Origin of the sequence: Carnobacterium mobile DSM 4848, assembly GCF_000744825.1 — a bacterium.
Classification (GTDB): domain Bacteria; phylum Bacillota; class Bacilli; order Lactobacillales; family Carnobacteriaceae; genus Carnobacterium_A; species Carnobacterium_A mobile.
On the sequence record NZ_JQMR01000001.1, the window covers coordinates 1,636,608 to 1,657,636 of the forward strand.

Here is a 21,029-nt window from a genome sequence, read left to right on the forward strand (position 1 = left end):
GATTTATTTTAATGTACGAACTAGATAAACTTCATTACAAAAACCTTTTAGGCCATTATAGACACGCTGCGCTCGAGAGTATTTATGGCAAAGAGCAAAAATAGTTGGGCCGCTTCCGCTCATTAATGCCGTATCTGCACCAAATAACAACATTTTTTGCTTGATTTTTTCAATAGCCGGTTGGCGAATAATGGATGTTTCTTCTAACGCATTGCCGGTCAATTGTGTCATTTTAAGATAGTCTTGATTTTCAATGGCCGACACCATAGAACGTGTAGCTGGATGTTGAAGGGATTCATAAGATAAAGCACTAAATACGGTGCCGGTTGAAATGCCTTTTTTAGGTTTGACTAATACAACCCAGCATTGGGGAATGTCACTTAACCGCTCAATTTTTTCTCCGCGTCCTGTTGCAAATGCTGTACCGCCATAAACGCAATAAGGCACATCAGAACCTACTTGAGCACCTAAAACAGCGAGTTCATCCAAAGATAAACCTAACTTCCACAATTGGTTCAACCCTCTAAGAGTAGCTGCGGCATCACTGCTTCCTCCTGCTAGTCCCGCTGCAATCGGGATCTTCTTTTTAATCAGCATCTCTACACCCAGTTGAATCCCAAAAGTTTCTTTGACTAACAGGGCTGCTTTGTATGCGTGATTTCTTTGATCTAAGGGGAGAAAACCATTATTCGACTGAATGACGATTTTATCTTCAGGCAGGGATTTCAAAGTCAAATGGTCTGCTAGATCAATAGACGTCATCACCATTTCAAGTTCATGAAAGCCGTCTTCTCGTTTGTGCAGCACATCTAAACTTAAATTAATTTTAGCCGGTGCTTTTTCTATTACTTCCTTACTCATGCTTATCCTCCTTTCATTTTCAAAAGTTTTTTGTCTGTAGAACATACTAGCCTAAAAAAAACGATTTGCAAAGGATGAATAGCAGAATTTAACGGAACTATTAGAAAAACAATGGAATACTTTTTTAATTTTTCAGTAAAAAAAAAACGAGCTTGTTTTCAGCTCGTGGTCTTACGATTAAGCATATTGAAGACTTTCTTCATCTAGAAAATGAATTTCTACTGATTGAGTCAAAACATCTGTATAACTATAAGAAACACGTTCAAAAGCATTTTCTTCTTGGTCTAACTCAACAACAAAAACAGAAGGATACGTTTCAGTTAAAGTACCTTTGCGTTCTGTCTTTTTCTTACGACCAACTTGTGCGGTCAACATAATCTTCTTACCTAACTTAAGATCTAGTTTTTCTTTGATACTGGCTAATGTAATTGGCATCAATTTCACCTCACTCATCTATTGTCAAGTATAACATACTGAGAAAAAATAAACAAGTATATCACATGGAAACCTAGTAAGCAACTAATAATTCTCTAATAAAGAAAGCCAGCAAATCTCTTATCACTAAAGGACTTGTTGGCTTGATTTAATTTTTCTTAACGTTATTTTAATAATTTCAGACAAATTCCATCCGCTAATTTCCCAAATTCAGCCAGGCTTAATGTTTCTCCCCGACGTTTTGGATCGATTCCAGCGTACTCTAATGCTTCAATCAATTTTTCTTTTGTCGCTTCTTCTTTGCCGTATTTTCCTAACAAGTTGTTCCATAATGTTTTTCGCCGTTGAACAAATGCAGCACGCGTAACTTCAAAGAATACCGCTTCGTTGATTACCTCAATGCTAGGTGCTTCTCTGCGGGTCAATTTGATAATAGCGGAATCAATATTCGGTTGTGGAACAAAAACGGTTTTCGGTACAATAAAAGCAATTTCAGCATCCATATAGTATTGAACCGCAATAGACAATGAACCATAAGCTTTGCTGCCAGGAGCTGCCGTGATCCGCTCAGCTACTTCTTTTTGCATCATCACCACTAATGCATCAATTCGAAGAGCAGATTCCAAAAAGTACATAATAATAGGTGTGGTAATATAATAGGGCAGGTTAGCTACCACCATCAAAGGTTCTTCAGTATCTAGTTTCTCTCCTACGACCTCTTGTAAATTCACTTGCAACACATCGTTGTGAAGAATCGTTACATTGTCATAAGGACTCAGCGTGTCTGCTAAAACCGGCAATAGACGGTCATCGATCTCAAATGCGATGACTTCTTTGCTGGCTCTTGCCAAATGTTCTGTCAATGCTCCAATTCCAGGTCCTACTTCGATAACGTTCGTTTGTTTATCCAACCCAGCTGTTTCAACGATTTTTGTTAAAATATTCGAATCAATAATGAAGTTTTGACCCAAACTCTTCTTTAATGAAAAGCCGTGTTTCTTTAAAATTTCTTTCGTTCTGATAGGTGATGCGATATCTTTATGATTTGTCATTTTCTTCCTCCAAAATCCGTTGCATAGCTTGAATGACTTCATCCGGCGAGATTTGAAACATCTGCAATCTCTTTTGAAGTTGCTTGCCGTTCGTATACCCGATGTTTAGCCGTTCACCTAGTTTTTCGCGTCTTTTCCGTGCAAAATCCCCAACAATCAAACCCGCATCTAACAGTAACTGACGGGTAATCACTGTTTCTTGTTCCAAAACTTCTGTATAGCTTTTGGCTAAAGCTTTGCGAATGGCTTCAGGGGAAGCATGTTCAATACCTAGACTGCCCTGCCCTTTTGGCTTGGCTTCAGTGGTAGTCAAAAAAGCATGTTTCACTCCTGGAACGGCCCGTGAGATCGTTTTTCGGATCTTTTCTCCAGGAAAATCCGGATCGGTAAAGACGATTACGCCTCTGGTCTCTTGGGCTTTTGCAATCAGCTGCAGCGTTTCTGCATTAATAGCAGAACCATTTGTTTCGATCGTATCGGCTTCAACTGATTCATGGATCCGGCGTGTATCGTCACGCCCCTCAACAACAATGATTTCTTTTATTTTTTCCATTCATCTAACCCAAATAAACGATTGGCATTTTTCATTGTTTGCTCCGCTACTTCTGCGTAAGTATAGCCGCGTAGTTTTGCAATTTCTTCAGCGACGTATTTCACATAAGCCGGCTCATTGCGTTTGCCTCTGAATGGTACAGGCGCTAAATAAGGAGCATCTGTCTCAATCAATAGTTTATCGAAAGGAACAGCTTTGGCTACTTCTTTAGGTTCTTGTGCATTTTTAAACGTAACGACCCCACTTAACGAAATGTGCATTCCTAAATCTAAAAAGCGTTCCATCCACAATGTGTCGCCGCTGAAACTGTGCATAATTCCGCCGATGTCTTCCACGTGTTCTTCTTTTAAAAGAGCATACGTATCTTCGATCGCATCACGCATATGGATACTGACTGGCAACTTTAATTCTTTCGCTATTTGCAGTTGTCTTCTAAAAACATCTTTTTGAGTCGATTTAGGCGAAGTGTCCCAATGGTAATCGAGTCCCATTTCTCCCATTGCCACTACCTTAGGCAATTGCAGTTGATGATACAATTGCTCCTCAATGCTTTCTGTATACAAATAACTTTCAGTCGGATGCCAGCCAATAATGCTGTAGATATCTTCGTACTCTTTGCTCAACGCCAATGTTTTTTCAATCGTCGCTGTATCGAATCCCACCACGGCCATTCGTGCAACATCGTTTTCTCTTGCTCTTTGAACCGTTTCAGGAACTTCTGCATCAAATTCTTCTGCATTTAAATGAGTATGCGTATCAAATAACACGGTTCTCATCCTTTCTTTAGTTGTTAGTTGAACACCCTGCTAAACATTCTTCAGCAGGGTGTTCATTTTATTTAGCTCCTTACGCAACTTCAGATCCATTTGGTGCGTCTTTTGGCGCTTCAATGATTTGGAGTTTTCCGTCTTTTTCAGCTGACAAAATCATGCCTTGGCTAATTTCTCCACGCATTTTACGTGGTTTTAAGTTAGCAACGATCACAACTTTTTTGCCAATCAAAGCTGCAGGATCGGGATACCATTCTGCAATTCCGGAAAGAATTTGACGGTGTCCTTCATCTCCGGCATCCAGACGGAACTTCAATAATTTATCTGCCCCTTCAACTTTTCCGCAATCCAGCACTTCTGCTACTTTTAACTCAACTTTATCGAAGTCTTCATATTTAATTTGTTTTTCTTTAACTGATGCCAATTTTGTTTCAGTTGGATCCCATTCAGCTGGAATTTCTTCCTCTTCTTCATTGGCCCCGCTGTCCATTTGATCTTTAATATAAGCGACTTCTTCTTCCATATCCAAACGTGGGAAAATTGGAGTACCTTTTGGAACAACTTGTGCCTGTTCCGGGAAGCTGCCGAATTGTACAGTTGCCCAATCTCTTGCTGCTTCACCCTCTACGCCTAATTGTGTGAAGATAGCTTTTGGCGCATGCGTTAAGAAAGGTTGAAGTAAAATTGCAGAAACGCGCAGGCTTTCTGCTAAATGAACCATAACACTGGCCAATTCAACTTTTTTCTCTTCATCTTTAGCCAATTTCCACGGTTCTGTTTCATCAATATACTTGTTCGCTCTAGAAATCAATGTCCAAACTGCGCTTAAAGCACTGCTGAATTGCATATTTTCCATTTCAACTTGGTAATCCGCAATCGCTTCTTCAGCTGTCTTTTTCAGAACCTCGTCAAAAGCTGTGACATTGCCTGTGTAAGCTGGAACCGTTCCTTTGAAGTACTTATTGATCATGGCAATGGTCCGATTTAATAAATTACCTAAATCATTCGCTAAATCATAATTCACCCGAGAGACAAAATCTTCTGGAGTAAACACACCGTCGCTGCCAAATGAAACTTCCCGCATCAAGTAATAACGCAAAGAATCTAGACCGTAACGTTCCACTAACATTTCTGGGTAAACAACATTTCCTTTTGATTTAGACATTTTGCCGTCTTTCATCAATAACCAGCCATGGCCGAATATTTTCTTTGGTAATGGCAGATCTAACGCCATCAACATAATTGGCCAGTAAATCGTATGGAAACGCACGATTTCTTTCCCTACCATATGCACGTCTGCCGGCCAAAATTTATCAAATAACGCCGTATCTTCTGTGCCATAGCCTAATGCTGTAATGTAATTAGCCAAAGCGTCGATCCAAACGTAAATCACATGTTTTGGATTGCTTGGTACTTTGATTCCCCAAGAAAAAGTTGTCCGTGAAACGGCTAAGTCTTCTAAACCGGGTTTAATAAAGTTATTGATCATCTCGTTTTTGCGTGATTCTGGCTGAATAAAATCGGGATGTTCTTCATAATAAGCTAATAAACGATCTGCATATTTGCTCATCTTGAAAAAGTAAGATTCTTCTTTGACCAGTTCTACAGGATGCCCGCTATCAGGAGATTTACCACCAGTAACGTTGCCATCTGCATCACGTTCTACATCCTCTAATTGAGTCTCTGTATAGAATGTTTCGTCTGGAACCGAATACCAGCCTTCATATTCATCTAAATAAATATCTCCTTGAGCTAAGAAACGTTCAAAAATATCAGCCACTACTTTTTCATGGGCCGGATCAGTCGTCCGGATAAATTTGTCATTGCTGATTTCCAACAGCTTCCATAATTCTTGCATATCATGCGCCATTTGGTCTACATATTCTTGAGGAGTGATATTTAATTCTGCTGCTTTATTTTCAATCTTCTGACCATGTTCATCGCTGCCAGTAAGGTAAAAAACATCAAAATCAAGCATTCTTTTGTAACGAGCCATTACATCGCAAGCTATCGTAGAGTAAGCATTTCCAATGTGTAATCTTCCACTTGGATAGTAAATGGGGGTTGTAATATAAAAAGTATTTCTTTCAGTCACCATAAGTGCCTCCTAAATTCATTCTCAACTTTATCAGTGATTAGTTGTCTTATTTTAGTTTGTTTTTCTTGCTGCTTATCTTTTGTCTTTGAACTAATTGTTTAGAACAATCCTAAATTAGTATACCATAGAAATAGAGCAGAATAAGGTGTTTCCTGTAGATTTCTCTACTGTTATCGTCCTTTTATTGCATAATCAGCTTAAAAATAAAAGGTTGTTTTTTTAGATGCATTATCTTTTTCTCTTTTTCTGCTCAACAACCCTTTTCCTCTACTGATTTCACAAAAACATTTTTAAAATTAGCTTGAGCAACAGCCAATCTTGTTGGCTTATAAGGAACATTCTACTTTTTTACCCACCAAATGTAAATGTTTCCCGTGAAACATTTGCTTCGTTTTTCTAACTAAATGAGCTCTTTTTTTCTTTCTTTGCTTCAAATACGGTACAATAAAAGCAGGAACTTTTTTAAGAAAGGAGTTTTCCATAAATGATTACCATTGGCTTAACCGGTTGGAGTGATCACGAACTATTAGTCACTCATAAATCACGCAAATTAGAAAATTACGCTACTCATTTTCCTTTTGTTGAGCTGGACACGAGTTTTTACGCTATTCCGCCAGCAAAAAATATTTTAAGTTGGATAGAAAAAACTCCTGATGCCTTTCAATTTATCCCTAAAGCTTTTCAAGCAATGACAAAACACAAAGAGTGGCTCGATTTCTTTCCTACAGAAGAAGCCATGTTCCAACATTATCTTGCTGCATTTGAACCGATGATCAGCTCATATAGGGTAAAGGCTTTTTTATTCCAATTTCCGCCATTTTTCCATTATTCAGAAGAAAACTTAACGTATTTAAGAAAAATACGGCAATGGATGGGTGATTTACCGGTAGCCGTTGAATTTCGTCATTCCAGCTGGTTTAATGAAGAAAACCAACCGCTGACATTAACATTTTTAGAACAACACCAGTTTATTCACGCCGTCATTGATCAACCGCAAACACCGGGAAACAGCATCCCGATGATTGCAACAGCTACGAATAAAGACTTAACCTTATTTCGTTTACATGGACGCAATTACGAAGGCTGGCTGCATGCGAATGGAGCCGATTGGCGCGAAAAACGGACTTTTTATGACTACAGTCAAGCTGAGCTGGCTAGTTTTGTACCCATTATACATGCGTTGGAAAAAGACTCTAAAGAAGTAGCCGTCATTTTCAACAACAACTCCGGCGGACATGCAGCTGCTAATGCTAAATATTTACAAAAGATGCTCGATCTTACTTTCGATCAATTAGGACCTCAACAACTAGATTTAAATTTATTTGATGACTAGAACCTGAAAAGCTCATTATCCCTTTGATAAGAGCTTTTGTTCGCTAGACCATCTCTATCGAACACTTCTTGAATGATCCCTGCTCCGTTTGTCTGCTAGACCGTCTCTACCGAACACTTCTTGAATGATTCCTGATCCGTTTGTCTGCTAGAACGTCTCTACCGAACACTTCTTGAGTGATTCCTGCTCCGTTTGTCTGCTAGGCCGTCTCTACCGGACACTTCTTGAGTATTTTCTACTCCGTTTGTTCGCTAGGCCGTCTCTACTGGACGCTTTCTCCTTTACCAACTACGAAACAAAATGACATGCTAGAAAAAGGTTGAATTATTCTTATTTTTTATACTCCCTATGCTACACTACAACAAAAAAAGAAGAGGGAATGAGATACTCGATTCCCTCTTCTTTTCTTTTTCACTTTTTAAAGAAGTTCTTTTGCTAGTAACCGGTAAACATCTAACCGTTTTTCTTGTGAATGCGGAATACTGCAGATCATCGCTTCATCGAAACCGTAATGAGCTTGTTCCTCATTTAAACGTGCAGCTATTTCTTTTGGTTCTCCTACTAAATGCAGTTTCCGATTTTCTTTGATGGTCATTCGATCAATTTCAGTCAAAGGATAATTTTGAGCTTCTTCAGGTGTCATCAACTGACCCATTCGCCCTTGCGACAACCATAAACGAGCAATATCTTGCGGACCTGCTTCAAATTCTGCTTCTTCTTTTGTTTCTGCTGTTGTCACTAAATAAGCAACATTAATTTCAGGCTTATCCATAAAGGCAGAAGGCTGAAAGTTCTTTTTATATTCATCGAAAATTTCTTTCGTCATACCGCCCATAAAGAACTGAGCAAAAGAATAGCCGACACCCATCCGGGCAGCTTTTAATGCACTGCTTCCACTCGAACCTAGCAACCAAGCTTCAGGTAAAGCAATATGTGCCGGTGTCGCAATCGTTTTACGGTATAAGCGGTCTTCTGGAACTTCATCATTGATCAACTTCAAAGCCGTATCAAATTTTTCATACATATTATCCAACATCGGTTGCCGTCCTTCAGATAAAGCATACATGGCGTTGGTATCTCCTCCTGGCGCCCTTCCTACGCCAAAATCAATGCGGCCAGGTGATAATGCACTTAACGTTTTAAACACCTCTGCCAACTTCAATGGCGAATAATGCATCATCATGACGCCGCCTGTTCCAATACGGATATTCTTTGTTTTTGCTGCTAAATGAGCAGCGGTAACTTCAGGTGCTGAACTGGCATACCCATTTGTTCCATGGTGTTCAGCCATCCACATCCGACTATAACCCAACTCATCTGTTAGCACAGCTAACTCTTCTGCTTTTTTTAAAGCTTCCGCAGCTGTATTCCCGCTAGTAATCGGTGCTTGATCTAGTACACTCAATTTCATAAAGTTTAACCATCCTTTTCATTTCGTTTTTGTTTTCTTTCTTACTTTTAGTATATCAGTTTATTAGAAAAATAGCCGATATTTGGCTTAAAGCTTCGTAAGACAGCAAGCAAATGATTCTACTTTTAAAAATGAGCGGCTTATACTGATAACAGGAAATGAATTAAGAGGAGAAATTACATGGAAAAATCAACTCGTGGAATAGACCACATTGGCGTAACTGTTCCAGACATTGAACAAGCCACTCTTTTTTTTCAAAAAGCTTTCGCTGCTGAAGTTATTTATGATAATCTGGCAGCAGCTGATGAACCAAAATCAGGTCAACAAGTAGAACAAAGTCTCGGACTCAAACCTGGCACAACAGAAATGCGCATTCGAATGCTGGCTGTCGGAAATAGTGCAAACATTGAATTGTTTCAATTTGGTAATGTCTCGCAACGACAACCGGTAATTGCTTCCGATTACGGCTTACAACATGTGGCTTTTTATGTAGACGATATCCAAAAAGCTGTTGAACAGTTCACTCAGTCAGGTGGAAAGCTTCTGTCTAAGTCAAATAAACTTTCTTCTGCTGCCGAGAGCGGTTTTGGAAACCAATTTGTGTATGGTCGAGCTCCTTGGGGCATGCTGGTTGAAATGATCAGTTATCCAGCAGGTATAAATTATCCAGCTGACAGCCAACCTAAACGGTGGACGCCAGCTCAATGATGTACAGTATAAAACGTCCGTATGGATTGGATAAAAATGATTGAAGACCATATGATGAATCAAATAGCAACGATATGGTACGTAAAAGCATATTATGGACCTTATCACTTTGATAAAATTAACAATATGGTACACAAATACCTTTTAAGGACCGAAATGATGAAACTTCTTGTGCTTTATGGTACTTAAATCAATTTATCGAGAGAATTTTAAAAATTTGTGCTTTTCGGCAGTTATCGAAAATGTTCGATATAGACTAAAGAATTTTTAGTTTTTGTGAAAATCTAAATTGAGTTGCTTTACTGCATCGCTGATACAAAGCTCTATATAATTGTTTAATCCATAGAAAAACTTCAATGTATATAAATAATACCCTTGCTATTTTCTAGATTTTTCTCAGCAAATTAAGCAAATCTGTCAATTGACAATTCTCTGCTGGTTGACTATACTAAAAACAAACTTATAGCACTATTTACGATGAATGAGCATAGTAGCAAAAAGGATGTTGTCACTAGAAAGCTAGTGGGTGATGGAAACTAGCACAACCCTTTTTCGCGAATTACACTCTGGAGTAACTTGATTAACCTCAAGCGTCCTACTGGCGATAACAGTAAATGAGCGGTCAGCAACTTTGCAGTAAAATTTGTTGGCAAATTGGGTGGTAACACGAAATTTTTCGTCCCGATGAAAAGATGATTTTGTCTTTTCATCGGGACTTTTTTATTTGTTTTTAACAATACAGAAAAAGGAGCTTAAAAAATGAATATTCTTGATGAATTAGAATGGCGCGATGCCATTAACCAACAAACAGACGAAACAGGTTTAAGAAAATTAATTGAACAGAAACAAATAGCTTTGTACTGCGGGGTTGATCCAACGGGCGACAGTATGCATATTGGTCATTTGATCCCTTTTATGATTTTGAAACGATTCCAGTTAGCTGGTCACCGTCCCGTCATTGTTATCGGCGGAGCAACAGGTTCCATCGGCGACCCTAGTGGAAAATCAGAAGAACGTACGTTGCAAACAAGAGAACAAGTTCAAAACAATGCCGATAAATTAACCCGTCAAATGGAAAAATTATTTGATGCAGGGAAAAATGAAAAATCGATTCGTATGGTCAACAATTTGGATTGGACGAAAGATATCAGTTTACTAGATTTCTTACGCAATATCGGAAAAAGTTTTAACATCAACACCATGCTGGCTAAAGACATTGTTGCCAGTCGTTTAGAAACGGGTATTTCATTTACTGAATTTACGTACCAAATTTTACAATCTATCGATTTCTTACATTTGTACCAACATGAAAATGTTCAATTGCAAATCGGCGGCGCAGATCAATGGGGAAACATTACAGCTGGTTTAGAATATATTCGCAAACAAGAAGGCCCTGAAGCTGAAGTTTATGGCTTAACCATTCCATTAATGTTAAAAGCTGACGGAACGAAATTCGGAAAAACTGCTGGCGGTGCTGTTTGGTTAGACCCAGAAAAAACTACTCCTTACGAATTTTACCAATTCTGGTTAAATCAAGATGACCGTGATGTCGTCAAATACTTGAAGTACTTTACCTTCTTAACTAAAGATGAAATCGAAGCGTTAGCTGAAAAAATAACAACTGAGCCGCATAAACGGGAAGCACAAAAAACGTTGGCCCGTGAAATGACATTATTTGTCCATGGTGAACAAGCATTGAACGATGCTGAAAAAATCACTGCAGCTTTGTTTTCTGGTGATGTAAAAAGTTTGACAGCTGATCAGATTGAAGAAGGCTTCAAAAACATGCCGACTTTCGAAGCACCTAAAGAAGAACGCAACATTGTGGAATGGCTAGTAGATGTTGTCGGTATTGAGCCTTCTAGACGTCAAGCCCGCGAAGATATTACTAATGGCGCACTTTCCATGAATGGCGAAAAAGTAACCAACGTTGATGCCATCGTAACTCCTCAAAATTCTTTTGATGAACGGTTTATTTTGATCCGTCGAGGGAAGAAAAAATATTTCTTAGTAAAACTAGTTTAATTCTATAAAAACAATAAAAGCAGGACAAGCTTGGTCTGCGAGACACCAAAGAGGGCCGGAAGAACGTTTTCCGCCCTTTTTTACTATTTAGGAGGAATCACGTATGATCCAACTCAAAAAAGTCACGACGCAAAAAGAAGCACAGACTGTTGCACAATTAGCCAAAGAAATTTGGGAGGAACACTACACTGCTATCTTAGGTGAGCAGCAAGTAGCTTATATGCTTGCTAACCTGCAGTCAGAAACGGCTATTTTCAATGAATTAACTCAAGGAAAAGAGTATTTTTTAGTTCAATCCAATCATACAATTGTCGGCTATATCAGTTACCAACTATTGCCAGATCAGCTGTTCCTTAGCAAACTGTATTTAAAACAAACTGAGCGTGGTCAAGGTACAGGGCGCTTATTGATTGAACAGCTAAAAGACATTGCTGCAAAAAATAAAAAAGAACAACTTGTTTTGACAGTCAATAAATACAACACAAACACTATTGCCGCTTATAAGAAGTTTGGGTTTGAATTAGTAAAAGAACAAGTTGCTGATATCGGCGGCGGTTATGTAATGGATGATTATGTTTTACAGTATCGCTTAATTAAGAAAAGCGGGACAAGCCGTCCTGACTCGAAAGAAATTTAGGAAAGCAGCACTGTGAGCAAAGCTCAAGTGTACCCCATGTCTCTAAGCCATTAAAATGGCAAGAGCCATGGCAAAAGAGCATCGTAGAGCGCAATTGCTAGGAGACTTCCAGCTTTAGCTGGTTACGTCGACTAGTATAAAGCTCGCATAGCGAGACTTTAGGCCCTTTATTTATCTAATTTCCAAGAGGCAGGCTTGTTTCGCTAGACATTGAATGCAGAAAACTTATCATGCCCTACCTTTTAAAAAAACAAAGTTGTACTAAACCAGACTTCTCTTTGTATAATCTTATTGAAAAATTTGGCTTTTTCATTTTCTTCTTTGCTAACGCCCACTTTTTAGAAATCTAATGCTACACTAAAAGCAATGATTAGTTAGAAATGAGGTTTTTAATATGAAAATCGATCGACAAAAAGACGGCTTAGCTGCCGCTAAAGATCTCCACCAGAAAAAGGTAACTCCTTTTGAATTAGTAACAGCTGCTTTTCAAAAAATTGAATCTGAAAACCCGCAATGGAATGCGGTCATTCATACTCGGAAAGAAAAAGCTTTGCAAGAAGCTCGAGAAAGAGACTTTTCCGACACCCTATTTGGCGGCTTACCAATTTTAATTAAAGGATTGGGACAAGATATGGCAGGCGAACCCAGTACATCTGGATCGCGCTTGTTAAAAAACAACTACGCCAAACAAACCAGTTACTTTGTGGAAGCACTGGAAAAAGCTGGTTTTATCGTCATCGGCCAAACAAATACACCTGAATTTGCGTTTAAAAACATTACCGATCCAGTCCTTTATGGACCAGCTCGCAATCCATGGCATTCAGCTTATTCTCCGGGCGGCTCAAGCGGCGGTGCTGCCGCCAGTGTGGTTTCCGAAATGGTTCAAATTGCTGGAGCCAGCGATGGCGGCGGTTCAATCCGCATCCCTGCTTCTTTCACTGGGCTAGTCGGCTTGAAACCCACACGCGGTAGAACTCCCATTGGTCCAGGATTCGGGCGCGGCTGGCAAGGGGCTTCGGTTAGCTTTGTCTTAACAAAAACCATGCGTGATACGGCCGCCATGATGGATGCTTTACAAACCGTACAACAAATGGCTGCTTTTCAAACACCGCTTTTTGGAACAGGTTATTTGAACGCTTTACACCAACCTGCACCAAAAAAATTCCGTGTAGCTTATTCTGTTGTTTCACCAGTTCACGGTCCGGTCAGTGAAGAAGCTAAAAAGGCCGTGTACAATACTGTAGAATGGCTGCGCCAACAAGGACATGATGTAGTTGAACAGACTCCTGAAATTGACGGAGTCGATTTGATGCGCAGTTATTATACGATGAATGCAGGAGAAACCGCGGCTATGATGGCTAATTTGGAAAAAGCCATGCAAAGACCGTTGACGATGGCCGATATGGAATTAATAACTTGGACTTTATACAATGCCGGTAAATCAATTTCAGCTGCTGACTATTCTAACAGCTTAGCCAAATGGGATACCGCTGCCGAAGTTATGGCCTATTTCCATGAGTCTTATGACTTGTATTTAACTCCAACTACTGCAGATGTGGCTCCGCGTATTGATGCCAAATTGCAATCCGACGAACAGATCGAGCGGATGAAACGTGTAACCGAATTAAACGCAGCCGATCAACAAAAAATTGTTTGGGATATGTTTGCAGATAGCTTGGACATCACTCCTTTTACACAGCAAGCTAACTTGACCGGTCAGCCGGCTATCAGTTTGCCGGTTCATTTAACTGAAGCTGGACTCCCTTTAGGCGTGCAGTTTACTGCTCCTAAAGGCAAAGAAGATTGGCTATTGTCTATCGGACAAGATATGGAAAAAGCCGGATTATTTATTTAAACAGTTAAAACCGCTGCCTAGTTGAAACAGGCAGCGGTTTATTTTTTATTTCCTACATTCTGCAACTGGTTAAAACCCTTGATCTATCAGTGCTTTTTCTAATCTAGTGACAAAGTTTTTTTCAGCTCCCCAACTAATATTGAGCAAGCCCTCACCTCCCGCTGCACCGATAGCTGAAATAATGACCTCTTCTTGATTCCCAATTACAGTTAAGCTGATAGAAGCATAACTGCTGCTGCGGAGAAATAATTTTTCATACACTCTTGTTGTTACTTCAACCTTTTCCACTGTCACCGCATTTTCTGCTACTAATTTAACGCTTACACCAAAATTTCGAATAGTGGTGTCCAACATGTTCAGTATCTCATTGTAATCTGCTGTTATGGTTTTGGTAAAGTGTGCCATTTGAAGCAGCCTCTTTTCTTTTTTAGTTCGTTAAGATATCAGTCTAAAGCAAAATAACCGCAGACTACATCCCCTACCGCTTTAGCCGCGATTAAAATCGCTTCTTCGCTGATATCGAATTTAGGGTGATGGTTATTGTACGGTTTTTCTACGCCATTTGGCCAACTGCCGACAAAGAAAAAACAACCGGGTATTTGTTGAGAATAATAAGCAAAGTCTTCATTGCCTGTTTGCATGGGAGCTTCAACTACTTCCATCAAATAATCGCCAACACCGTTCTTTAAGTAATCTACCACACTACTGGTCAATTCAGGTTCATTGTAGACTGGCGGACACCCTTCTTCGACTGTCAATGTCGTCTCTACAGCAAACATTTCTTGCAACCCAGCTGCTAAACGAGCTACTTCACGGTTCAGCACTTCAAAAGTAGCTTCTTCCATATACCGCATATCCCCTTCAATAGTAACGGTATCTTTAATGACGTTAAATGCGCCTTTGCCATCAAACGAACCGACCGTTACAGTTCCCACTTGAAAAGGGTCTAACCGTCGACTGATTACAGTTTGAAGTGCAGTCACAAAGTAAGAACCTGCTACAATCGCATCATTCGACTTATGTGGTGTTGAAGCATGCCCTCCTGTACCTTGAATAACCAATTTAAATTGAGAGCCGCCTGCCATTGCTGCGCCGCTGCGATAAGCAACTTCTCCAACCGGACGATCTGGAAAAACGTGAATGCCGATAATATGATCGACCTCTTTTAAAGCCCCGGTTTCCATAATAAATTTAGCCCCGCCTGGTGGCGCTTCTTCAGCATGTTGGTGAATGATTTTTATGGTTCCGGGAATTTCTGATTTTAATTCAATCAAACAATCTGCCAGTATCATCAAATAAGCCGTATGTGCGTCATGTCCGCATGCATGCATCACACCTTTATTTTTCGATTGAAAAGGCAAACCCGTTTCTTCTTCGATGGGCAAGGCGTCAAAATCTGCTCTTAAAGCTAATGTCTCTCCAGGTTTATCGCCTTTGATCGTGACAATGATGCCATTTCCACCTACATGAGTTGTCAAATCCACTTCTTTATCTTGATAAAATGCTGCTATGTAAGCTGCTGTTTCGTCTTCTTGGTAAGACAACTCTGGGTGTGCATGTAAATATCTGCGAATTTCAATCATTTCTTCTTTGCGTGCATCCAGCATTTCCATCAATTTTTCTCTCATCTAAACCCCTCCACTTGGAAAATAGCTTTATCATCTTTCAGCTTTTCATTTACTATAGCACAGTTTCGTAAAAAAACGTTTTCTAAATCATCTTTTAAAAAAGAAATAAACCCACTTCAACTTTTTTGATGAAGTGGGTTTACCAGCTAACTTTACTTTAAAAGAATGTAAATAGAGAATCTTTACTATTTCTTCGTATCTTTCTAACTTTTAAACTTAAATACCGGCAGTTTTTTACATTGCATTAGTGCTGAGTGTATAAGATTAACACTAAAAATCAACTTATCATTTCTTCCTGTTCCAAAATGTTATTGATAGCTCTAAACATTTCTTCTAAAGAATGTTTGCGGTCGCGTCCACAGATTTTAGCGTCCTCATTACAAACAAAGCACTTTCTTACTTGTAAGCCTAGATTCTGACGACTGATAGAACTCAAACTACCTGTTTCTTCTTTAAAAAGAACATCCATATCAAACAATCTTCCTAAAGAAGTTTCTTCAATTTGGACACATATTTGTTTTAATTTCTTTGGTGTTGCATCAGTGACTAAAAACAATTCTGGTCCAGTTATGCTATTCCATTCCTCTGAAGTTAAAATGGCAAATTTTTTTTCTTTTAATTTAGTGACAAGACTTACTTTACCAGTATCAAAAAGTTTTTTTATCGCTGCATTATTCTTGATTGGTCCCGGTATATTGCAATTGAAGGAAACTAAGGAACCTGAATATTGTTCAAGTATTTTTTTTTGAAAATCCACTCTTTTTTCTCGACCTTCTAAAACTTCTTCTAAAGTGACTTGTCTTCCTGAACTAAAAAGATCCATTTCATTACTCCTATTTCATACTCGTTTTTATCAACTAAAGAATTGCAATAAAACACCTGCTGCTACTGCTGAGCCAATCACGCCTGCTACATTCGGTCCCATAGCATGCATCAATAAAAAGTTTGAAGGATTTGCTTTTACTCCTTCTTTTTGAACAACCCGTGCTGACATTGGCACGGCTGACACACCTGCTGCACCAATCATCGGATTAACTTTACCATTTGTCAACTTACACATCAACTTGCCCATTAAAACGCCTCCCGCAGTTCCGACTGCAAAAGCAACTAATCCCAAGATAATGATTTTAGCTGTCTGAATTGATAGAAAGACGTCTGCTTCAGCTTTTGCTCCAACAGTGATTCCTAAGAAGATGGTAATGATATACATCAAAGAATTTTGCAGAGTATCTGTGATTTTAGGTACTTGTCCGCTTTCTTTAATGAGATTTCCAAGCATTAACATACCGATCAAAGGCGCAGCTGTCGGTAATAATAAGATAACAAAAATAGTTACGATGATAGGGAAAAGAATTTTTTCTTTTTGCGATACTGGTCTTAATTGTTCCATTTTGATTTCTCGTTCTTCTTTAGTTGTTAGCAACTTCATAATCGGCGGTTGAATGATGGGCACAAGAGCCATATAAGAATAAGCTGCCAGAGCAATACTAGAAAGTAAATGAGGGGCCAATTGACTAGTCAAGAAAATAGCGGTTGGTCCGTCTGCTCCTCCGATAATGCCGACAGAAGCTGCCTCAGGACCTGTCATTCCTAGCGCTAATGCTCCAAAGAAAGCGATAAAAATCCCAATTTGCGCAGCTCCTCCAAGCAACAAGGTTTTTGGATTAGCAATTAATGGCCCAAAATCAGTACTTGCGCCTAAACAAAGAAAAATTAAAGGTGGATAAATGCCTAAATTTGTTCCTTGGTATAAATAGTACAATAATCCCCCGTTGCTCCCATCAATAGGCGGAGTCATCAAGCCTGCTACCGGCAGATTAACTAATAACATGCCAAAAGCAATTGGAATCAATAAATACGGCTCATATCCTTTTTTTATAGCTAAATATAAGAAAGTGCAAGCAATAACGATCATAATAACGTGTTTATAAGACAAGCCAGCAAATCCTGAATTTATCAATGTATCTTTTATAGCTTCAATCATTGTATTAACTCCTTGTATTACATTATAGTATGATTAAACTGTCTCCCGCTTCAACGGATGCCCCTTTTGAAACAGTCACTTCGCTGACGGTTCCATCTTCAGGAGCTACGATTTCATTTTCCATTTTCATTGCTTCTAATACGCACAATACTTGTCCGGCTTTTACCGCTTCGCCTGCTTGAACATTTACACTGATAATGTTTCCAGGCATAGGCGCTGTAACCATTGTACCGCTGGAAGCTGTTGGAGCGGCAGGCTTTTGCTGACTAGCTGACTTGTCCTGAGCAGCTGCAGGAGATTGTTGTTGGTTGGATTTAAAGCTGGCTGCATCTATTTCTTCTACTGAGACTTGATAAACTTTGTCATTTACGGTGATTTCATAAGCTTTCATTCTATTAGACTCCTTTATTTTACACGTTTTATCGAGGTTACTTGATAGTGTTTATCTTGCTGGTCTTCATTGGCTAAAATCAAAGCGGTCAAAGCTGCAACCGTTTTTGTTTCTTCATCTTCTTCTAAAGGATCTTTTTGCATTTGAACTGGTGCATTCTCTATTTTTATCGGCTTTTCTGTTTTTTCTTTAAAAATGTATTTAAATGAAGTTAAAATCAGCAGCAGTCCTAGAAGTACAAGAAAGACCATTACAATAGATGTAATTGAAATAGTTATTCCCTTTAATAAACTAATATCTGTCATCCTGCTCCTCCTTATATGATAGCGTTGATTCGAATCGTTTCTTGGGTTGGTGCTGATTTAGGATGGTATTTTTTTTCTAAAAATTGTTCGCCTAATTGTGGAAACATTGCATAAATTAAAACATCTTCATCCGTCTTAGCTACCTTGCTTACCTCATCTTTTTGTTTTTCAAATTCTGGTTCCAGTAAATCCGCCGGTCTGCCTGTTAGAACCTCTTCGTCCCCAATAATTTTTTGCTTGATCGTTTCACTGATCGGTGATGGGGGCGTTCCGTATGATCCACGCACATAATCCTTGATTTCATTTGGAATCATTTTATATCTTTCCCCAGATAAAACATTAAACACAGCTTGTGTGCCGACCATTTGGCTCATAGGGGTAACTAGCGGCGGAAATCCTAAATCTTCCCGCACTTTTGGCACTTCTCTCAGTACTTCTTCATATCGTTCTTCAGCTTTAGCTTGCTTCAACTGTGAATACAGATTAGACAGCATACCTCCTGGCACCTGATAAATCAAAGCTTTTGGATCAACCGTCATCATTTTAGGATCTAAAATAGTTTCTTTTAAATAGTGATCTTTGATGGGCTTGAAGTAGTCTGCAATTTCTTCTAGTAACTCTTCTTTCAGATGTGTATCATAACCAAGCTCCGTTAAAGCAATACTTAAAGATTCCGTAGCCGGCTGACTTGTTCCGCCTGAAAAAGGTGAAATAGCTGTGTCAATTAGGTCCGCTCCCACTTGAACAGCAGTTAAATAAGTCATTTCCGATATACCGCTTGTTGCATGAGTATGCACTTCTATCGGCAAAGAAGTAATTTCCTTCAAGGCAGGGACCAACTCTTTCACTACAGCGGGTGTTAAGATACCCGCCATATCTTTGATACAAATCGAGTCTGCTCCTAATTCGTCTAATTTTTTAGTCAGTTCTTTATAGTATTGAATCGTATGAACCGGGCTGATCGTATAACAAATAGCTAGTTGTGCATGTCCGCCATATTTTTTGACGGCTTTTACACAGGCCTCCATATTCCGAGTATCATTTAAAGCATCAAAAACGCGAATAATATCAATGCCGTTTTCAATTGCTTTCTCAATAAATTTGTCAACGATATCATCTGCATAATGACGATAGCCTAAAAGATTTTGCCCACGTAAAAGCATTTGAAGTTTCGTATTCTTTACTCTCTTTTTTATTTCTCTCAATCGATCCCAAGGGTCTTCATTTAAAAAACGGATCGATGTATCAAATGTGGCTCCTCCCCAACATTCCAATGCATGATAACCAGCGGCATCCATTTTCTCCAAAATCGGCAACATCTCTTCCGTTGTTAAACGTGTAGCCATCAAACTTTGATGAGCATCTCTTAACACAGTCTCTGTAAACCCGATTTTTTTTCTTTTATCCAAAGTCTTCACATCCAATCTTTATGCTGTTCCTTCCAATAAAAGACAAAGAGCCGGGATTATAAATCTCAGCATCATATCCGTCAAATAAGTTTTTTCAGAGTTTCAAAACTAGAGCTTTGTCTCATCATACAAAAACCTTATCTGGAGTTATTTACTTTGTCTTACTTATATTGTTCCAATTAGTATATTTTTATTTATAAATTAAGAGAATAAGAAAAACAGTATTCTCTTAATTTATAATAATTTTTACAAGAATAGACCGAATATTAAACTTCCAATAATTAAAACTATTCCTCCTCCAAGTCTTGAAGAGAGTTGTGCGTAAGAAATCAGTCCCATTCTATCTGCAGCTCCAAGCACAGCAATGTCGCCTGATCCGCCTCTGTTTGCCATACACAAACCAGCTGTTACAGCAGAATCAATAGGGTAGAATCCAACTAACCAGCCGACAATAGCAGAACCCAAAGTTGCGCCGATAACAACAAGCAGTGCCATCAAAACATTTCCAAAGGTAATCGCTGAAAATAATTCTCCCAAATCAGTGTCCACTCCAACTCCGACCATAATGACGATAACCATTGTCTTCGTAAAGAAGGTTTGCATACCTTGGCTGGCTTGACGAATGTCATTAGGAATCAATCCTAGTGCGTTTGTCAAAGCAACAAAAATGATCATATATGCAAATGAATGAATCGCTACACCGCCGATTGTTGGTAATAAATATTCACCAAATAATCTGCCTAAAGCATAAAAAGAAAGCCCAAGTGCCATCGCTCCGCCATAATCTTTCATCGTTAGCTTTACTTTTTCTTCTTTTTCTTCAATTTCAGCTGCATTTCTCATTAGGTTAGATTTGTTACCCGTTAGACCTTTTTTAGAGTTTCCTATTCTGTTTAAAATTCCGCCTATAATAATGGCAAAAATATTGGCGATAGTTAAAATAGCAATCGCAAAAGTATAGTAATCAGTAGAAGGATTCCCAGTGACTTTTTCATACATTTGACTTAAAGGTATGGCACCAGCTCCATTTCCGCCCCCCATAACAGGAAGAACATAACTAATAACAGCATCTGCTGGAGAAACACCTACAATCAAACCACCAAGAATGCCCAAAAGAGCGGCTCCAGCCACACCACCAAGAATAGCTGGTAAATAACGAACAATAGATTTCACCAATAATTGCCGGTTAAGCCCAAGAATTGAACCAGTGATCAACATCGCAATGAAAAAGGTCAAGAAGTCCATATCACCCGTAACCGTACCGATTGATTCAACATACTGTTGAGGGATTAAGTTGTAATAAACAAGGGCGGCTGTTCCAAGATAAGCTAAGACAATTCCTCCGCCAATATACTCATTCCAAATTGGAATTCGGTTGCCGACCTCATTAAAAATAATACCTAGTACAAACATTAATGCAAAAGTGCCGGGTAAATCTGCAGATAATGCTCCCGTATAAGCTGCTGCCAATACGACTAGGCACATACCGATTAATATCGGCATAGATAGTCCAAAGTATCTTTTCCTTTCGGTTGTTGCCCCCGCTGTCATTTTTTCCGCTTTTGCTGCCATCT

General features: G+C 39.1%; 20 protein-coding genes and 1 other annotated feature. Of the genes, 5 read left to right on the top strand and 15 right to left on the bottom strand.

Going from position 1 to position 21,029, the window contains the following annotated elements; all coding sequences use genetic code 11:
- Nucleotides 1-3: 3 nt before the first annotated feature.
- The 6 genes from ispE to metG form a co-directional block, all read right to left on the bottom strand.
- The gene (ispE, locus tag BR87_RS07790; RefSeq protein ID WP_035030662.1) at nt 4-861 is read right to left on the bottom strand and encodes a 4-(cytidine 5'-diphospho)-2-C-methyl-D-erythritol kinase; all 858 of its coding nucleotides are present in this window, start codon (nt 859-861) and stop codon (nt 4-6) included.
- Between the two features lie 177 nt (nt 862-1,038).
- Entirely contained in the window at nt 1,039-1,296 is a 258-nt protein-coding gene (locus BR87_RS07795) for a Veg family protein (RefSeq protein WP_035030665.1), read from the bottom strand.
- Nucleotides 1,297-1,460: 164 nt separating this feature from the next.
- Nucleotides 1,461-2,348 carry a 16S rRNA (adenine(1518)-N(6)/adenine(1519)-N(6))-dimethyltransferase RsmA gene (rsmA, locus tag BR87_RS07800; RefSeq protein WP_035030667.1) on the bottom strand — a complete coding sequence of 296 codons (888 nt, stop codon included), beginning with the start codon at nt 2,346-2,348 and terminating at the stop codon, nt 1,461-1,463.
- The gene (gene rnmV / locus BR87_RS07805) at nt 2,335-2,901 is read right to left on the bottom strand and encodes a ribonuclease M5 (RefSeq protein WP_035030670.1); all 567 of its coding nucleotides are present in this window, start codon (nt 2,899-2,901) and stop codon (nt 2,335-2,337) included. Before rnmV ends, rsmA begins: the two co-directional genes overlap by 14 nt.
- Nucleotides 2,889-3,668, bottom strand: a complete 780-nt coding sequence (locus tag BR87_RS07810; RefSeq protein ID WP_035030673.1) for a TatD family hydrolase — start codon at nt 3,666-3,668, stop codon at nt 2,889-2,891. Before BR87_RS07810 ends, rnmV begins: the two co-directional genes overlap by 13 nt.
- Before the next feature lie 79 nt (nt 3,669-3,747).
- Nucleotides 3,748-5,766, bottom strand: a complete 2,019-nt coding sequence (gene metG, locus BR87_RS07815) for a methionine--tRNA ligase (RefSeq protein ID WP_035032985.1) — start codon at nt 5,764-5,766, stop codon at nt 3,748-3,750.
- A 487-nt stretch (nt 5,767-6,253) separates the two neighbouring features.
- On the opposite strand from metG, the gene BR87_RS07820 reads away from it, so the two are divergent.
- Entirely contained in the window at nt 6,254-7,102 is an 849-nt protein-coding gene (locus tag BR87_RS07820) for a DUF72 domain-containing protein (protein WP_035030676.1), read from the top strand.
- 418 nt (nt 7,103-7,520) lie between these two features.
- On the opposite strand, the gene BR87_RS07825 is transcribed toward BR87_RS07820, so the two are convergent.
- On the bottom strand, nt 7,521-8,513 hold the full coding sequence (locus tag BR87_RS07825; protein ID WP_035030679.1) for an LLM class flavin-dependent oxidoreductase: 993 nt from the start codon (nt 8,511-8,513) through the stop codon (nt 7,521-7,523).
- A gap of 180 nt (nt 8,514-8,693) precedes the next feature.
- Between BR87_RS07825 and BR87_RS07830 the strand changes: the two genes are divergently transcribed.
- From BR87_RS07830 to BR87_RS07845, 4 genes are all read left to right on the top strand, one after another.
- Complete coding sequence (locus BR87_RS07830; protein ID WP_035030682.1) at nt 8,694-9,221, top strand: VOC family protein; 528 nt, start codon at nt 8,694-8,696, stop codon at nt 9,219-9,221.
- 468 nt (nt 9,222-9,689) lie between these two features.
- Nucleotides 9,690-9,908, top strand: a binding site (T-box leader).
- A gap of 72 nt (nt 9,909-9,980) precedes the next feature.
- Nucleotides 9,981-11,246, top strand: coding sequence for a tyrosine--tRNA ligase (gene tyrS, locus BR87_RS07835; RefSeq protein ID WP_035030685.1), 1,266 nt, complete (start codon nt 9,981-9,983; stop codon nt 11,244-11,246).
- Between the two features lie 103 nt (nt 11,247-11,349).
- Nucleotides 11,350-11,883 carry a GNAT family N-acetyltransferase gene (locus BR87_RS07840; RefSeq protein WP_051929738.1) on the top strand — a complete coding sequence of 178 codons (534 nt, stop codon included), beginning with the start codon at nt 11,350-11,352 and terminating at the stop codon, nt 11,881-11,883.
- Between the two features lie 394 nt (nt 11,884-12,277).
- Nucleotides 12,278-13,738, top strand: a complete 1,461-nt coding sequence (locus tag BR87_RS07845) for an amidase (RefSeq protein WP_035030687.1) — start codon at nt 12,278-12,280, stop codon at nt 13,736-13,738.
- A 69-nt stretch (nt 13,739-13,807) separates the two neighbouring features.
- Here BR87_RS07845 and BR87_RS07850 read toward each other — a convergent pair whose 3' ends face one another.
- From BR87_RS07850 to BR87_RS07885, 8 genes are all read right to left on the bottom strand, one after another.
- Nucleotides 13,808-14,143, bottom strand: a complete 336-nt coding sequence (locus BR87_RS07850) for a DUF6054 family protein (protein ID WP_035030689.1) — start codon at nt 14,141-14,143, stop codon at nt 13,808-13,810.
- A 38-nt stretch (nt 14,144-14,181) separates the two neighbouring features.
- Nucleotides 14,182-15,366 carry an amidohydrolase gene (locus BR87_RS07855; RefSeq protein ID WP_035030691.1) on the bottom strand — a complete coding sequence of 395 codons (1,185 nt, stop codon included), beginning with the start codon at nt 15,364-15,366 and terminating at the stop codon, nt 14,182-14,184.
- Between the two features lie 277 nt (nt 15,367-15,643).
- On the bottom strand, nt 15,644-16,189 hold the full coding sequence (citX, locus tag BR87_RS07860) for a citrate lyase holo-[acyl-carrier protein] synthase (protein WP_035030693.1): 546 nt from the start codon (nt 16,187-16,189) through the stop codon (nt 15,644-15,646).
- A 30-nt stretch (nt 16,190-16,219) separates the two neighbouring features.
- Nucleotides 16,220-17,350: a sodium ion-translocating decarboxylase subunit beta gene (locus BR87_RS07865; protein ID WP_035030695.1), complete on the bottom strand. Its 1,131-nt coding sequence runs from the start codon at nt 17,348-17,350 to the stop codon at nt 16,220-16,222.
- Nucleotides 17,351-17,372: 22 nt separating this feature from the next.
- Nucleotides 17,373-17,741: a biotin/lipoyl-containing protein gene (locus BR87_RS07870; RefSeq protein ID WP_035030697.1), complete on the bottom strand. Its 369-nt coding sequence runs from the start codon at nt 17,739-17,741 to the stop codon at nt 17,373-17,375.
- A gap of 14 nt (nt 17,742-17,755) precedes the next feature.
- A complete protein-coding gene (locus BR87_RS07875; protein ID WP_035030700.1) occupies nt 17,756-18,046 on the bottom strand; it encodes an OadG family transporter subunit in 291 nt (96 codons plus the stop codon).
- An 11-nt stretch (nt 18,047-18,057) separates the two neighbouring features.
- A complete protein-coding gene (locus tag BR87_RS07880; protein ID WP_035030703.1) occupies nt 18,058-19,455 on the bottom strand; it encodes an oxaloacetate decarboxylase subunit alpha in 1,398 nt (465 codons plus the stop codon).
- Nucleotides 19,456-19,701: 246 nt separating this feature from the next.
- On the bottom strand, nt 19,702-21,027 hold the full coding sequence (locus BR87_RS07885) for a 2-hydroxycarboxylate transporter family protein (protein ID WP_244877046.1): 1,326 nt from the start codon (nt 21,025-21,027) through the stop codon (nt 19,702-19,704).
- Nucleotides 21,028-21,029: the final 2 nt, after the last annotated feature.

Bases quoted from the DNA above. Each gene is read 5' to 3' on its own strand.
- ispE (WP_035030662.1), bottom strand. From the start codon at position 861: ATGAGTAAGGAAGTAATAGAAAAAGCACCGGCTAAAATTAATTTAAGT.
- BR87_RS07795 (WP_035030665.1), bottom strand. From the start codon at position 1,296: ATGCCAATTACATTAGCCAGTATCAAAGAAAAACTAGATCTTAAGTTA.
- rsmA (WP_035030667.1), bottom strand. From the start codon at position 2,348: ATGACAAATCATAAAGATATCGCATCACCTATCAGAACGAAAGAAATT.
- rnmV (WP_035030670.1), bottom strand. From the start codon at position 2,901: ATGGAAAAAATAAAAGAAATCATTGTTGTTGAGGGGCGTGACGATACA.
- BR87_RS07820 (WP_035030676.1), top strand. From the start codon at position 6,254: ATGATTACCATTGGCTTAACCGGTTGGAGTGATCACGAACTATTAGTC.
- BR87_RS07825 (WP_035030679.1), bottom strand. From the start codon at position 8,513: ATGAAATTGAGTGTACTAGATCAAGCACCGATTACTAGCGGGAATACA.
- BR87_RS07830 (WP_035030682.1), top strand. From the start codon at position 8,694: ATGGAAAAATCAACTCGTGGAATAGACCACATTGGCGTAACTGTTCCA.
- tyrS (WP_035030685.1), top strand. From the start codon at position 9,981: ATGAATATTCTTGATGAATTAGAATGGCGCGATGCCATTAACCAACAA.
- BR87_RS07840 (WP_051929738.1), top strand. From the start codon at position 11,350: ATGATCCAACTCAAAAAAGTCACGACGCAAAAAGAAGCACAGACTGTT.
- BR87_RS07845 (WP_035030687.1), top strand. From the start codon at position 12,278: ATGAAAATCGATCGACAAAAAGACGGCTTAGCTGCCGCTAAAGATCTC.
- BR87_RS07850 (WP_035030689.1), bottom strand. From the start codon at position 14,143: ATGGCACACTTTACCAAAACCATAACAGCAGATTACAATGAGATACTG.
- BR87_RS07855 (WP_035030691.1), bottom strand. From the start codon at position 15,366: ATGAGAGAAAAATTGATGGAAATGCTGGATGCACGCAAAGAAGAAATG.
- citX (WP_035030693.1), bottom strand. From the start codon at position 16,189: ATGGATCTTTTTAGTTCAGGAAGACAAGTCACTTTAGAAGAAGTTTTA.
- BR87_RS07865 (WP_035030695.1), bottom strand. From the start codon at position 17,350: ATGATTGAAGCTATAAAAGATACATTGATAAATTCAGGATTTGCTGGC.
- BR87_RS07870 (WP_035030697.1), bottom strand. From the start codon at position 17,741: ATGAAAGCTTATGAAATCACCGTAAATGACAAAGTTTATCAAGTCTCA.
- BR87_RS07875 (WP_035030700.1), bottom strand. From the start codon at position 18,046: ATGACAGATATTAGTTTATTAAAGGGAATAACTATTTCAATTACATCT.
- BR87_RS07885 (WP_244877046.1), bottom strand. From the start codon at position 21,027: ATGGCAGCAAAAGCGGAAAAAATGACAGCGGGGGCAACAACCGAAAGG.